12 protein-coding genes and 1 pseudogene are annotated in these 12,692 nt (G+C 70.2%); 3 read left to right on the top strand and 10 right to left on the bottom strand.

Going from position 1 to position 12,692, the window contains the following annotated elements; translation table 11 throughout:
- Positions 1-81: 81 nt before the first annotated feature.
- Positions 82-1,203, bottom strand: coding sequence for a lipid II:glycine glycyltransferase FemX (locus AC069R_RS20445; RefSeq protein WP_478768238.1), 1,122 nt, complete (start codon positions 1,201-1,203; stop codon positions 82-84).
- A gap of 68 nt (positions 1,204-1,271) precedes the next feature.
- Positions 1,272-4,319 carry an FAD-binding and (Fe-S)-binding domain-containing protein gene (locus AC069R_RS20440; RefSeq protein WP_478768237.1) on the bottom strand — a complete coding sequence of 1,016 codons (3,048 nt, stop codon included), beginning with the start codon at positions 4,317-4,319 and terminating at the stop codon, positions 1,272-1,274.
- A gap of 179 nt (positions 4,320-4,498) precedes the next feature.
- Between AC069R_RS20440 and serC the strand changes: the two genes are divergently transcribed.
- Positions 4,499-5,617, top strand: coding sequence for a phosphoserine transaminase (gene serC, locus AC069R_RS20435; RefSeq protein ID WP_397985383.1), 1,119 nt, complete (start codon positions 4,499-4,501; stop codon positions 5,615-5,617).
- Positions 5,618-5,673: 56 nt separating this feature from the next.
- Here serC and AC069R_RS20430 read toward each other — a convergent pair whose 3' ends face one another.
- The 3 genes from AC069R_RS20430 to AC069R_RS20420 form a co-directional block, all read right to left on the bottom strand.
- Positions 5,674-6,576 (bottom strand): RpnC/YadD family protein, encoded by a 903-nt coding sequence (locus AC069R_RS20430; protein ID WP_478768236.1) that lies wholly within the window; start codon positions 6,574-6,576, stop codon positions 5,674-5,676.
- A gap of 159 nt (positions 6,577-6,735) precedes the next feature.
- Positions 6,736-6,915, bottom strand: a complete 180-nt coding sequence (locus AC069R_RS20425; RefSeq protein WP_478768235.1) for a DUF397 domain-containing protein — start codon at positions 6,913-6,915, stop codon at positions 6,736-6,738.
- Positions 6,912-7,781, bottom strand: a complete 870-nt coding sequence (locus AC069R_RS20420; RefSeq protein WP_478768234.1) for a helix-turn-helix domain-containing protein — start codon at positions 7,779-7,781, stop codon at positions 6,912-6,914. Before AC069R_RS20420 ends, AC069R_RS20425 begins: the two co-directional genes overlap by 4 nt.
- Before the next feature lie 176 nt (positions 7,782-7,957).
- Between AC069R_RS20420 and AC069R_RS20415 the strand changes: the two genes are divergently transcribed.
- Positions 7,958-8,371: an ATP-binding protein gene (locus tag AC069R_RS20415; RefSeq protein WP_478768233.1), complete on the top strand. Its 414-nt coding sequence runs from the start codon at positions 7,958-7,960 to the stop codon at positions 8,369-8,371.
- A 269-nt stretch (positions 8,372-8,640) separates the two neighbouring features.
- Here AC069R_RS20415 and AC069R_RS20410 read toward each other — a convergent pair whose 3' ends face one another.
- The 5 genes from AC069R_RS20410 to AC069R_RS20390 all read right to left on the bottom strand — a co-directional run bounded on the left by AC069R_RS20410 (position 8,641) and on the right by AC069R_RS20390 (position 11,937).
- Positions 8,641-9,489, bottom strand: a complete 849-nt coding sequence (locus AC069R_RS20410; protein WP_478768232.1) for a helix-turn-helix domain-containing protein — start codon at positions 9,487-9,489, stop codon at positions 8,641-8,643.
- An 81-nt stretch (positions 9,490-9,570) separates the two neighbouring features.
- A complete protein-coding gene (locus AC069R_RS20405) occupies positions 9,571-10,065 on the bottom strand; it encodes a GNAT family N-acetyltransferase (protein ID WP_478768231.1) in 495 nt (164 codons plus the stop codon).
- Positions 10,059-10,907, bottom strand: coding sequence for a protein kinase domain-containing protein (locus tag AC069R_RS20400; protein WP_478768230.1), 849 nt, complete (start codon positions 10,905-10,907; stop codon positions 10,059-10,061). The genes AC069R_RS20405 and AC069R_RS20400 overlap by 7 nt, the downstream gene beginning before the upstream one ends.
- Positions 10,904-11,533, bottom strand: coding sequence for a hypothetical protein (locus AC069R_RS20395; RefSeq protein WP_478768229.1), 630 nt, complete (start codon positions 11,531-11,533; stop codon positions 10,904-10,906). The genes AC069R_RS20400 and AC069R_RS20395 overlap by 4 nt, the downstream gene beginning before the upstream one ends.
- Positions 11,530-11,937, bottom strand: a complete 408-nt coding sequence (locus AC069R_RS20390) for a glycine-rich domain-containing protein (protein WP_478768228.1) — start codon at positions 11,935-11,937, stop codon at positions 11,530-11,532. The genes AC069R_RS20395 and AC069R_RS20390 overlap by 4 nt, the downstream gene beginning before the upstream one ends.
- A 299-nt stretch (positions 11,938-12,236) precedes the next feature.
- Between AC069R_RS20390 and AC069R_RS20385 the strand changes: the two are divergent.
- Positions 12,237-12,689 (top strand): annotated as a pseudogene (locus AC069R_RS20385) (hypothetical protein); the annotation flags it as partial.
- Positions 12,690-12,692 lie beyond the last annotated feature (3 nt).

Raw genomic sequence — 12,692 nt, 5'->3', positions numbered from 1 at the left:
GAGTGTGAACCTCTTTTGGCACTGTCCTGGATGCTGAGATACGCCCCTCTCGCATCGCGGGCGCCCCCGCCGCCGCCTCCCTCAGCGGCGCGCCATGTACAGGTCGAACGCCTTGTGCAGCAGGCGGTTCAGCGGGAAGTCCCACTCGCCCGCGTACTCCACCGCCCCGCCGCCCGCGCCCACCTTGAAGCGGAGCAGTCCGAGGAGGTGGTTGGACTCCTCCAGGGTGTCCGTGATGCCCCGGAAGTCGTAGACATGGGCGCCCAGCTCATGGGCGTCGCACATCATCCGCCACTGCATCGCGTTGTTGGGCTGCACCTCCCGTCTGCGGCTGGTGGAGGCGCCGTACGAGTACCAGACGTGTCCGCCGACGATCAGCATCGTGGCCGCGGCGAGCACTTCGCCGTCGTGCTGCGCGAGGTACAGCCGCATCCGGTCCGGGTCCTCGGCGGTCAGCGCCGTCCACATCCGCTGGAAGTACGGCAGCGGGCGGGGGATGAAACGGTCCCGCTCCGCCGTCTCCGCGTACAGCTCGTAGAAGGCCGGCAGATCCTCGTAGTCCCCCCGTACGACCTTCACCCCCGCCTTCTCGGCCTTCTTGATGTTGCGCCGCCACTGCTGGTTGAGCCCGCGCTGGATGTCCTCCAGCGACCGCCCGGCATACGGCACCTGGCAGACGTACCGGGGCTGCCCCGCGGCGAAGCCGTCCTCGCCGCCGGGCTCGGTCTGCCGCCAGCCCATGCGGCGCAGCCGGTCGACGAGGGCGCGCGCCCCCGGCTCCTCGGAGGTCGGCGGCGCGTCCCGCAGCCGGTGCGCGTCCGGGTCGGCGATGGCGGCCTTGACCGCCTCGGGGCTCCACCGCCGCACCACCACGGGCGGCCCCATCTTCACCGAGAAGGCGCCCAGCCGCTTGAGGTGGGCCAGCATCGGGTCCAGCCAGCGCTCCAGGTCGGGCGCGTCCCAGTCGATGACCGGGCCCTCGGGTAGGTACGCCAGGTAGCGCTTCACCCTGGGCAGCGGCCGCAGCAGCGCCAGCCCGACCCCGACGAGCCGCCCGTCCGCCTCGAACCACCCCAGGCTCTCCGCCCGCCAGTCCGGCTTCACATCCCCCCAGGACGGCAGCTGGAGATGGCTGACCGAGGGGCGGGCCGCCACGAAGGCGAGGTGTTCGGCCCGGCTGACCGGACGGACGGCGAGGCTCATACGCGTGGCTCCTTCACGGCTCGCTGATCACTCGACCTATCGAAGCAGTGCCTTCCGCCGTCGGCCCGTCATTCCCCTCCGTCCCGCTCGTGTCCCGCTCCGGCGCCTCCGCTCGTGTCCCGCTCCAGCGCTTCGGCCAGCACCTCCGCCAGGTGCCGTCCCCGCACTCCGCCCAGTTGCTCCAGCTGGGTGCGGCAGGAGTAGCCGTCGGCCAGGACCACGGTGTCCGCGGCCGCCTCCCGTATCGAGGGCAGCAACCGCTCCTCCGCGCAGGCCCTGGAGACCTCGAAGTGGCCCTTCTCGAAGCCGAAGTTGCCGGCCAGGCCGCAGCAGCCGCCGGAGAGTTCCCCGGTGAGGCCGGCCGACTCGCGCAGCCGGCGGTCCGGGGCGTCGCCGAGCACCGCGTGCTGGTGGCAGTGGGTCTGACCGGCGACGGGCCGGTCCACGGCGGGCGGGGCCCACCGCGGGGCGTGCCGCTCCAGGGCCTCGGCGAAGGTGAGCACGGCGGCGGCGAGCCGGGGCGCGCGCGGGTCGTCGCCCAGGAGTTCCGGCAGGTCGGTGCGGAGGGCGGCCGCGCAGCTCGGTTCCAGCACGACGACCGGGACGCCCGCGCGCAGCACCGGCTCCATCAGGTCGAGCGTGCGGCGCAGCACCGCGCGGGCGCGGTCGAGCTGGCCGGTGGAGAGGTAGGTCAGGCCGCAGCAGACGCGGGCACGGCGGGCGGGGAGGAGGGAAGGGGCGGCGGCAGCCAGGGGGTTGAGGGCCGGAGGGGTGGGGGCCGGGGGGTTGGGGGCCGGGGTCCGGCGCGGCAGGCGGGTCGGTGGGAGGGTCACCCGGAGGCCGGCGGCCTCCAGGACGCGGACGGCCGCGCGGCCGACCGAGGGGGACAGATGCTCGGTGAAGGTGTCCGGCCAGAGAACGACCAGGTCGCCGGCGCCCTGGGCACGCGCGGGCTTCCGGCGCCGCCACCAGCCGGTGAAGGTCCGCGGGGCGAGCCGGGGCAGCCGCCGCTCGGGCGCGATCCCGGCCAGGCGTTTCGCGGCGGCGGCCAGGGGCGGGACGGCGGCGAGCGCGTTGAGCAGCGGAGCCGTACGGGTGCGGGCGGTCCAGCGCAGCCACTCGGGCAGGCGGCCCATGCTGTGGTGGGCGGCGGGGCGGCGGCGGTCCGCGTAGTGGTGGTGCAGGAACTCGGCCTTGTAGGTGGCCATGTCGACGCCGACCGGGCAGTCCGTGCGGCAGCCCTTGCAGGCGAGGCAGAGGTCGAGGGCGTCACGGACCTCGGTGGAGCGCCAGCCGTCGGTGATCAGCTCCCCCGCCAGCATCTCGTGCAGCAGCCGGGCCCGGCCGCGGGTGGAGTGCTCCTCCTCGCCGGTCGCCCGGAAGGACGGGCACATCACGGCGGGGCCGTCCGCCGAGGTCGTACGGCACTTGGCCACACCGACGCAGCGGCGGACGGCCGCGCGGAAGTCGCCGCCGTCGGCCGGGTAGCCGAAGGCCACGTCCACCGGCCCGGCGGGCAGCACGGAGAAGCGGAGGTTGCCGTCGAGCGGGGCGGGGCGGACCAGCATGCCGGGGTTGAGCAGGTCGTCCGGGTCCCAGAGGGTCTTGGCGCGCTCGAACAGCCGGACCGTCTCGGCGCCGTACATCCGGGGCAGCAGTTCCGCACGGGCCTGGCCGTCGCCGTGCTCCCCGGACAGCGAGCCGCCGTGGGCCACCACCAGGTCGGCCAGTTCCTCCGAGAAGCGCCTAAAGCGGCCGATGCCGGGCGGGGTGAGCAGGTCGAAGTCGATGCGGACGTGGATGCAGCCGTCGCCGAAGTGGCCGTACGGAGTGCCGCGCAGGCCGTGGGAGGAGAGCAGGGCGCGGAAGTCGCGCAGATAGGCGCCGAGCCGGGCGGGCGGCACCGCGCAGTCCTCCCAGCCGGGCCAGGCCTCGGAGCCGTCCGGCATCCGTGTCGCCGTACCGCTCGCGTCCTCGCGGATGCGCCACAGGGCCCGCTGGGCGGCGGACTCGGTCACCACGAGGGCGTCCACGACATCGGCGGCCCGCACGATCTCCTCCGCGCGCGCACGGGCCTCCGCCGGCGACCCTCCGCCCGTCTCCACGAACAGCCAGGCGCCGCCCCTGGGCAGTCCGGTCCCCGCGGGCACCAGGTCGGCGGCCATGCCCTCCACCGTCAGCGGCCCGTACGGCAGGAGGCCGGCGGCGGCCTCGGCGGCGGCGCTCTCGTCGCCGTACCCCAGCACCGCCAGGGCGCGGGCGGGTGGGGCCTCGACCAGGCGCACCACCGCCTCGGTGAGGACGCCGAGGGTGCCCTCGGAGCCGCAGAAGGAGCGGGCCACGTCGGCGCCCCGCTCCGGCAGCAGCGCGTCCAGTGCGTATCCGGAGATGCGGCGGGGCAGGTCCGGGAAGCCGGTGCGCAGCCGGGCCGACTCGCCCTGCGCCAGCTCCCGCAGCCCCTCGGGGGCGCCGGCCCACCCCGGCCCGAGCCGCAGCCGCCGGCCGCGCGCGGTGAGCACCTCCAGCTCCGCGATGTTGTCGGCGGTCGTCCCCCAGGCCACCGAGTGGGAGCCGCAGGAGTTGTTGCCGATCATTCCGCCGAGGGTGCAGCGGCTGTGCGTGGACGGGTCGGGGCCGAAGCGCAGGCCGTGCGGGGCGGCGGCACGCTGGAGGGTGTCGAGGACCAGGCCGGGCTGCACGACGGCCGTGCGCGTGCCGGGGTCCAGCTCCAGCAGGCGGTCCATATGCCGGGTGAAATCGAGTACGACCCCGGTCCCCGTGGCCTGCCCGGCGATCGACGTGCCCCCGCCGCGGGCGACCACCGGCACGCCGCGTGCCCGGCACACCTCCAGCGCCGCCGCCACGTCCTCGGCGTCCCGCGGGGCGACGACTCCCGCGGGGACGCGCCGGTAGTTGGAGGCGTCCATGGTCATGAGCGCGCGGGCGGTGGCGTCGAAGCGGACGTCGCCGCGGAGGCGTGCGCGCAGGTCGGCTTCGAGGGCGGAGAGGGCCGAGGGGTCCGAGAAGTCCGCGGGGCGCGTGGAGTGCGTGGAGTGTGCGGGGTGTGCGGGGTGTGCGGGGTGCGAGGGGCCCGTCCCATCCGTGTGGTCCGTCATGCGTTCAGGATGCATCCGATCACCGACCGTCACCGAAAGTTATCCACAACCCCGCCTTGATCGTCGTACAAGCCCACCCATGATCGTCGTACGACATGACAAGTCAGTCTCCTGATGCCCTTGTCTCATCCGACGGACACGGTTCCGTCCCGTTTCGCCCACCCGATACCCTCCGAGTCGTGGCCGACATCCAGATTCCCGCTGACATCAAGCCCGCCGACGGACGTTTCGGCGCGGGCCCCTCCAAGGTGCGGACCGAGGCGCTCGACGCCCTCGCCGCCACCGGAAGCTCCCTGCTCGGTACCTCCCACCGCCAGGCGCCCGTCAAGAACCTGGTCGGTAAGGTCCGCGAGGGGATCTCCGAGCTGTTCTCCCTTCCCGATGGCTACGAGGTCGTCCTCGGCAACGGCGGCTCCACCGCCTTCTGGGACATCGCCACCCACGGGCTGATCGAGAACAAGTCCCAGCACCTCAGCTTCGGCGAGTTCTCCTCCAAGTTCGCCAAGGCCGCGAAGCTCGCGCCCTGGCTGGCCGAGCCGACGGTGATCGCCACCGATCCGGGCACCCACCCCGAGGCGCGGGCCGAGGCGGGCGTCGACGTGTACGCCTTCACCCACAACGAGACGTCCACCGGTGTCGCCATGCCCATCCAGCGGGTGGCCGGCGCCGACGAGGGTTCCCTCGTGCTGGTGGACGCGACCTCCGGCGCGGGCGGCCTGCCGGTCGACATCGCCGAGACCGACGTCTACTACTTCGCCCCGCAGAAGTCCTTCGCCTCCGACGGCGGCCTGTGGATCGGCGTGTTCTCCCCCGCCGCGATCGAGCGCGCGGAGCGGATCCACGCGTCCGGCCGGCACATCCCGGAGTTCTTCTCGCTGCCCACGGCGATCGACAACTCCCGCAAGAACCAGACGTACAACACCCCGGCCCTCGCCACCCTCTTCCTGCTCGGCCAGCAGCTGGACTGGCTCAACGGCCAGGGCGGCCTGGACTTCGCGGTCCGCCGCACCGCCACCTCGGCGCGGGCGCTGTACAACTGGGCCGAGGACGTCAAGTTCGCCAGCCCCTTCGTCACCGACCCGGCGAAGCGTTCCGCGGTCATCGGCACCATCGACTTCTCCGACGACATCGACGCCGCCGCCATCGCCAAGGTGCTGCGCGCCAACGGCATCGTCGACACCGAGCCCTACCGCAAGCTCGGCCGCAACCAGCTGCGCGTCGCCATGTTCCCGGCGATCGACCCGGCGGACGTCGAGGCGCTGACCAAGTGCATCGACTACGTCATCGAGAAGCTCTGACCTCTCGGCTACGACACTGAAGGGCGCCCGGCGACAGTGCCGGGCGCCCTTCGCCGTCATCCGGCCCGGCCGCTTCCTTCCCCATCCCCGACGAACAGCTCCTCGGCGCTCGTCACGGTGAGGGAACGGTCGAGCCAGGTCTCCAGCATCTCCAACTCGGCACAGGCCATGACCCGCTCCCGAACGGAATCGGAAACCTCGACTCCCCGCGCGGCGAGGACCCGGAGAACGGCCTTGGCCTCGCCCTTCGCCTCACCATCGGCGTGGACCTTGCGCCACGCCTCCTCCATCACGGTGTTGTTGCCGGGGAAGACCGGGGTGTACGTGGCCATCAGCTTCCTCCAGTAGTCACGGGCCGGGCCCTCGCCCAGTCCCACCTCGATGATCTCCGCCCAGTCCTTGTGGGGCCCCACCGCCGGCCCGACCTCGTCCAGTATCGCAAGCAGACCCGGATCCTTGGCGTGGGCGAGCACCGAGAACGCGGTGGCGGCGACGTCCTTCGCCGCCTCCTCCGGATCGGTGATCACGGGCAGGCTCTTCGGCCCCAGCACCAGCGGGAAGACCCGCATGCTGGTGTGGAAGCCGCTGCCCACGCTGATGGGCTCCGCCGCCCAGGACGCCGTCGCCTTGTCCTGGCACACCACCAAGAGGACGGGCGGCAGGCGGTACTTGGCGTACATGTAGGCCAAGTAGTACGTCCAGCTGTTGTGCTTGTCCGGGTCCGGCCTGCCCTGCGACTCGACCGCGAGCAGAAAGCCGCCCGCGTCTCCGACCGTGCGCACCCGGAAGAGGCTGTCCACTCTCCGTTCCAACGGCCTGATCTCGGTGAGGTCGGTGTCCAGGGGCTCGATCGAGTCGTACTCGGGAAACGCGATGCCCGCCCGCGGCAGGAGACGGGCGAACAGATCCGGCTCCTTGCGGAAGATCTGGTGCATCGTGTCGTGCGGTGAACTGACCATAGGCCGGAAGGTAGCCATGTCGGCGGTGCCCGTACGGGCATATGGCAGTGCGGTCAACCGAAGGGGTGAATATGCCCCAGGGATATGCCAATGCAACCAGGCCAACACGAAGGGCGCCCGACGAGGATCTGCCGGGCGCCCTTGGCCGTTGGGCGCGACCTACGCGAACTGGCGCAGGAAGTTCTCCCAGGTTTCACGGGAGACGGTGAGGAGGGGGCCGTTGTCCTGCTTGCTGTCGCGGACGGCGCGGCCGGCGGGGGCCGTGTCGGCGACCTCGACGCAGGCGTTCTCCTGCCCCGAGTACGACGACTTCCAGAAGGGGCTTACGACCTCGGTCACGATGTGTCTTCCTTCAAGCTCCGCAGTACGCCCCGGATGAGCTTCGCACTCGCGTCCGGCGCCAACGCCGCCGATCGTAGTAGGTCGTATGCATTGGCGTAAACGGCGAGGTCCTCGGCCCCTTCGAGGACCGAGGTGCCTCGCAGGTTGTCCATGGCGACCGCTTGGACCGTCGGCTCCTCGTCGAAGCTGAAGGAGGAGAAGGCGGAGGAGTAACCGGCCAGAACGCCCGCGCTGAACGGCAGCACCTGAACAGTGACGTTCTTCCGCTTCCCGATCTCCAGGATCGCGGCCAGTTGTTCCCGGTGGATGCCGACGCTCACCAGCGGATGCGCGACAACCGACTCCCAGAGGATGGCCGTGTACGACGCCCCGCCCTCTTCGATCTTCGCCTGTCGCGCCACACGCACCTTTACCAACTGAGCGGCGCGTTCGGGCTCCATGCAGTTCGGGCCGCCGGCGATGACGGCCTCCGCATAGTCCGGAGTTTGCAGGAGACCGGGCACCATGACCGGCTGCCACTCGCGAATGTAGGTCGCGTCGTCCTCCAGCGCGATGTGGTCGACGTAATCCGGACGCAGGTGCGCGGCATGCTCCAGCCACCAGCCCCGACGCTTCGACTGGCGAGCCAACTCTTCCAGCTTCTTGCGGACCTCGAGGTCGTGCACTCCGTACGCGTCCAGCAAAGCCCGGATTTCAAGCGGGCGGGCGGAGACGTGTCCGGTCTCTATGCGACTGACGCGGGTCTGGTGGGCGGCGATGACCTCGGCCGCCTGGAGCTGGTCCATCTTCGCCGCCAGCCGGTACGTCCTGAGCGCAGTGCCAAGTCGCCTACTGCGTACGGTCGGTCGTCCACCTACAGGCATTCCGGCCCCCTCTCTGTCGCAATGGAACTGTAGGGCATGCCGTCATCGAACATATATCCATCAGCATGTATGCACCTAGATTGGTTGCGGCAGCTTCTCTTTCAGCTCTAGCCTCATGGCAACACGCCGATTGCAAAGCGGCATCCTTGACGTAGCGTCAGGAGGTACGGCACCCCATGCCCGCCACCACAACCTTCCGCATCCCCAAGCACAGACGACACGTGTCAACAGCCCGGCAGCTCATCGCCAAGTCCCTTGCGGACTGGGGGATCACAGGCGAAAGCGTCGACACCGTGACCCTATTGACCAGCGAACTCGTCACCAACGCGGTACGGCACTGCCGGGTCTCCTGCGCCCTGGTCGAGGTCACGCTCACCCTCCAGGAGCAAGTCCTACGGCTGGAGGTCTCGGACCCGGACCGCGACCGGCTCCCCCACCCCCGTGACTCCGCGCCGGACGAAGAGGGCGGACACGGACTCGCGCTCGTGGCGGCGCTGGCCGAGGCCTGGGGCTACCGGCAGGAGCCGTACACGAAGTGCGTATGGGCCACGTTCACGCTCGCGGAGAACACCTGTGTTCCGACGGCTTGATGACGCGCTCGCACGGCCGTTCACCAGGTCCCGCCATCACAAGCTTGAAGTGGCGGACCTGGGGATCGCGCGGGAGGTCCGGGCACCGGACCCGTACGTATGGCGCCTGCCGAACCCGTACGACGCCCGCTGGCGACGCTGGGCCAAACGCAACCGCGCGGCCGGCCACCGGTTGCCGATCCCGCGCGACGAAGCGTGCTGGCAGAGCGCCGCGCCTCCCCGCGCGCCCCTTTGGGAAGCCGCGGACGACGTGGTGCGGCCGTACGTGCTCAGTCCCTGATGCTCCGGCGGACGCGGGCGATCACCTGCTGGGCCTCGGTGCCGTAGACGGCCGACTCCGCGAAGGTGTCCCAGACTCGACGGTAGAGGGCAATCGTATCGGCGTCCTCCAGCCAGAGTTCGGCGTGCCAGTCTTCGACTACGACCAGCCGATCGTCCAGCATGTTGAACGAGTTGCCCACGACCAGCGGCCGCGCGGCATTCAGCGGCAGAATCCCCAGCCGCACGGCGTCCATCTCCATCACACCCAACAGGTGATCGAGCTGGGCGACCAGCGTCTCCGGCGGGCAGATTCGAGCCCACAGCACGCTCTCGGCCACGAGCAGATTCAGCCGTTTTCCCGGCCGGTGCAGCCACTCCCGACGCTTCATACGGGCCCGCACTGCGGCATCCGTGTCCTTCGGTGAATTCCGAAGTCCGGCATGTTGCTCGAAGATGTGCCGGGCGTAGTCGGCAGTCTGAAGCATGCCGTGGACAGCGGCATTGTTCAATGCATGCACTGTCCTCGCGCTGAAGACCGCAGTGTTCCATGCTTCCTGGACGGGAGCGTGTCCCGCCGCGAGCTGACGCCGCCAGGAACGGATATGCCCCTCGAAGCCTTTCAGGCGCACCCGTAGCTCTGGAAACACAGCAGGCTGCCGCACCGCCTCCGCCCACGCCCGGAGATCGTCTTCTGTGGGTGTCTGCCTGCCGTTCTCCAGCTTGCTGACCTTCGATTGCCGCCAGCTCAGCCGCTGTGCAAGCTGAACACCGGTGAGTCGGCCCCCAGGACTCTCAAGGCGCAATTCTCGGAGCCGACGCCCGAGTTCCTCGCGCGCCCTCTGATAGTCCGTACTCACCAGTATCCGATCATCGTCATCGAATCGAACAATCGCGGTCCGGCTAGCAGCTGCCGGTCCCGCTGAATCACAGCCTGCTTTTCAGCAACGGCGAAGCTCGTACGCCGGATAGGGCACCACCACCCCACCCTCCGAATGAAGGTCAGACGTTCCGACGCAGGTGAAACCGGCTTTGGTCAGGACCCGGCCGGAAGCAGGATTGTCGGGGTGGTGTTTGGCCTCCAGGTACTCCAGATCGGTGCGGGCGAAGGCATAGGCGACGACATACCGGACGGCCCCCGTGGCGTAGCCCTGACCCCAGGCGTCCTGGCGGAGGATGTAACTGACGGTTCCGGTGCCTGGTTTCCGTACTCGAAGGGCAATCAGGCCGATCAGGTCATCGGCGGCGAGAAGTGCGAAGTCCCAGCGGGCACGCGGAATTTCACGGGACAGGGCCAAGGCCTCGGCGATGCGGTGGCGGGCGTCCTTCAGGGTCATGCGGTATCCGACGCCGTGCGTGAAGCGGACGGACTCGCCGCTGTGGATGCGCTGGACGGCCGGGGCATCGTCCAGAGAGATCTCTCGCAACGTCAGCATGCGTCGGCCAGCTCGGTTGCCGTGGGGCGGGCGCCGGGGTCGGTGCTCATGCAGGACGTGACCAGCCTCTCGAACTCCGGAAAGGACCAAGGGCGTACGGCTGAAAGGCGCAGCACGCGTCCGTCGGCGATGGCGCGGAGCTTGTCCCGTCGGTCCGCGTCGTCCTCGTAATGCACTGGTCGGTGTTCCGTCCAGCACCAGAACAGGGACGCGCCCAGGCCCCAGATGTCTGCCGCCGGACCGGCCTGGATGTGGGTGTCGTCGGTGGTGGACAAAATCGCTTCGGCGATCTCCGGAGCCGTGGTGTGGGTGAGTGCGCCCCGGTACGGGAGGCGGTGGGATGCGTCGGGGCCGCAGGCCAGGGCGTAGTCGATGATCTCGGTGGTTCCGGTACCGGTGACAAGGGTGTTGGTGGGCTGCACATCGGCGTGAGCCCAGCCGGCGGCGTGGAGTCGGGCGAGGCGCTGGGCCCAGGTGCGGGCGATACCCAGCAGCCAGGGGCGTACGGAGGGACGGTCGCCCTCGGGGCCGCGGGCGAGGGCGAAGGCCCGCCACAGGGGGAAACCGTCGATCCAGCGCACGGCGAGCCAGTGGCCGCCGTCCCAGCGTCCGGCGTCGATCCGATACCCCTGGTCGACGGCACCAGCCTCGCCGAGCCGGAGGAGGCAGCGGTTCTCCTGCTCCAGTTCCCTCGCCTTGTCCCGAGTTCCGTCGGCCTGCGGGTCATTGGCCTTCAGTGCCATCGCCCCCGAAGCGGTCGTGATCTTCCACGCGCGGGAGCCTCGCCGGTCGCTGAGCAGATCGTGGGTGAGTGAGCCGAAGCGGTCCTCCAGCGTCTTCACTGCCCGGGCAGGAGGTGGTGCGCCCACTGCCTGATCTCCTTCCATGCGCACGGGACGCCCTCGAAGACGTCCCGGCCGTCGTCCACCGCTCCCGCCAGGGCGGCAGCGAGGTCCGGCGTCCGCCGCAGGAAGTGCGCATCGCGTGACCGTATGGCCACGCGCACCGGAAGGAACGACACGGGCGGCGCCGGGACACGGCGGCCACACCGGTCCATCCGCTCCTCGCCCGTCGGGAACTTGCCGAACATCAGGCCCACGGGTCCGTACAGGTGCTTCAGAACCCAGTGGGGCCATTCCAGTGCTTGCCGGCCGGCGCCGAGGACGACGACGTTCTCGCATACGAGCGTGCCGTATGGCCGGAGCGCCAAAGGCCTTATCCACTCGGCCGCTTGGACTCCGGCATGGAATACCCCGGCCTCGATGCCGTCGGCCTCCCCCACCGCCTCGTACACGGTCCAGCCGGTCAGCCCGCGCCCGGCGGATGGGGCGAGCCAGGGGCAGTGCGCGGCGACGGCGGCCACGTAATCGGCGACATCCACCGTGGTGGGACTGGTGGTTCTGCTCTCGACGAGGCGGAGCGCTCCGAGGCTGGTCCGGAGCGCTCCCTTCAGCTGCGGGAGGGTCACCGGGTCGTGGTCGTCACAGGCTCGGACGGTGCGGCGTCACCGCCGTCGCCCGGAATCGGCGAGCAGTCCCATTCGGCGACCACCACACCGGTCTTCCGGTAGCGGGCCAATGCCCGCTGGTGGATCCGGCCGTCCTTGTCGGTGAACCAGAGCGCGGGCAGAGGCCCGAACATCTCCTCGTACGTGGGGATCCAGGAGATCTCACCGACGCCTTTCACCGGGCGGTGGCCGATGGTCCGGCCGGCGTGTTCGGCACAGAACCCGGCGTAGCCGGGGGTCGCCATCAGCCGGTGCCATTCCGAGTCGATAGCGGTGGAGAACATCTCCGGAGCGGAGTGCCCGGACTCGAACCGCCGGACGCTGACCTTGAAGAACCGGACCAGTTCGGCCTGTTCCTGGTTCAACCCGTTCTCAGTGTCACTGAGCCGCAACCCGTTTGTCATCTATGCCCCCTTGATGCTCGGCGATCTCGGCAACCCGAGCATCTCCATGCCTCTGGGTGGTTGTCCATGCATCCAGAGTGACCGCGCGAGAATAATCGAGAATATTCGCCTCGCAGCCCGCTTCCCCTTCCCTACGGTCGTCCCTGACCAACCGCCCATCTTCAACGGGGCATACACGAAGGGGTCATGCATGCGGAATACAAGCGGCCGGGCGCGGCGCCGCTGTGGTTCTCCACCGAGCCCTCACGGACAGGAGCCCCATGCACCACCACGGCTACCTGTGGACCGGGTCCAAGGCGCGGTTCGATCAGGAGGCGTTGCGGAGGCCGCCGTATCCCGAGCCGCCTCCGGTCGGCAGCCGGCCCGAGGTGGTCGCGCGGTACCGGGAGGTGGCCGCCGAGTTCCCGGTGTCGGAGCTGCCCCCGCTGGAGACCGCCTACTGGCTGCTCAAGCCGGGCTCACTGGTACGCGGCACCTGGCGGACCGCGCGGGAGGCCGGGGTGTGGCTGCGCGGGCAACTGGACGTGTTCGCCGGGCGGTTCGCCGGGGAGGTGCGGGGGTGTCCGGACGGTGTCGTCGGTTCCGCTGTCGAGCGGCTCGCGGCAGGCGGTGACGTGGCGCTCGGGTTCTACCTCGAACGGCCCGCCTTCCTCTCCCTCTCCCTCGTCACCTGCTCACCGAACCGGGCACGGCCCGAACTCCCCTGCCCGCTGGGC

Source organism: Streptomyces sp. NPDC043952 (genome assembly GCF_056435325.1).
This window is presented reverse-complemented; position numbering and strand designations above follow the sequence as displayed.

Excerpts from the sequence above, each read along its gene's own strand:
- AC069R_RS20445 (WP_478768238.1), bottom strand. The coding sequence starts at position 1,203 with ATGAGCCTCGCCGTCCGTCCGGTCAGCCGGGCCGAACACCTCGCCTTC.
- AC069R_RS20440 (WP_478768237.1), bottom strand. The coding sequence starts at position 4,319 with ATGACGGACCACACGGATGGGACGGGCCCCTCGCACCCCGCACACCCC.
- AC069R_RS20430 (WP_478768236.1), bottom strand. The coding sequence starts at position 6,576 with ATGGTCAGTTCACCGCACGACACGATGCACCAGATCTTCCGCAAGGAG.
- AC069R_RS20420 (WP_478768234.1), bottom strand. The coding sequence starts at position 7,781 with ATGCCTGTAGGTGGACGACCGACCGTACGCAGTAGGCGACTTGGCACT.
- AC069R_RS20415 (WP_478768233.1), top strand. The coding sequence starts at position 7,958 with ATGCCCGCCACCACAACCTTCCGCATCCCCAAGCACAGACGACACGTG.
- AC069R_RS20405 (WP_478768231.1), bottom strand. The coding sequence starts at position 10,065 with ATGCTGACGTTGCGAGAGATCTCTCTGGACGATGCCCCGGCCGTCCAG.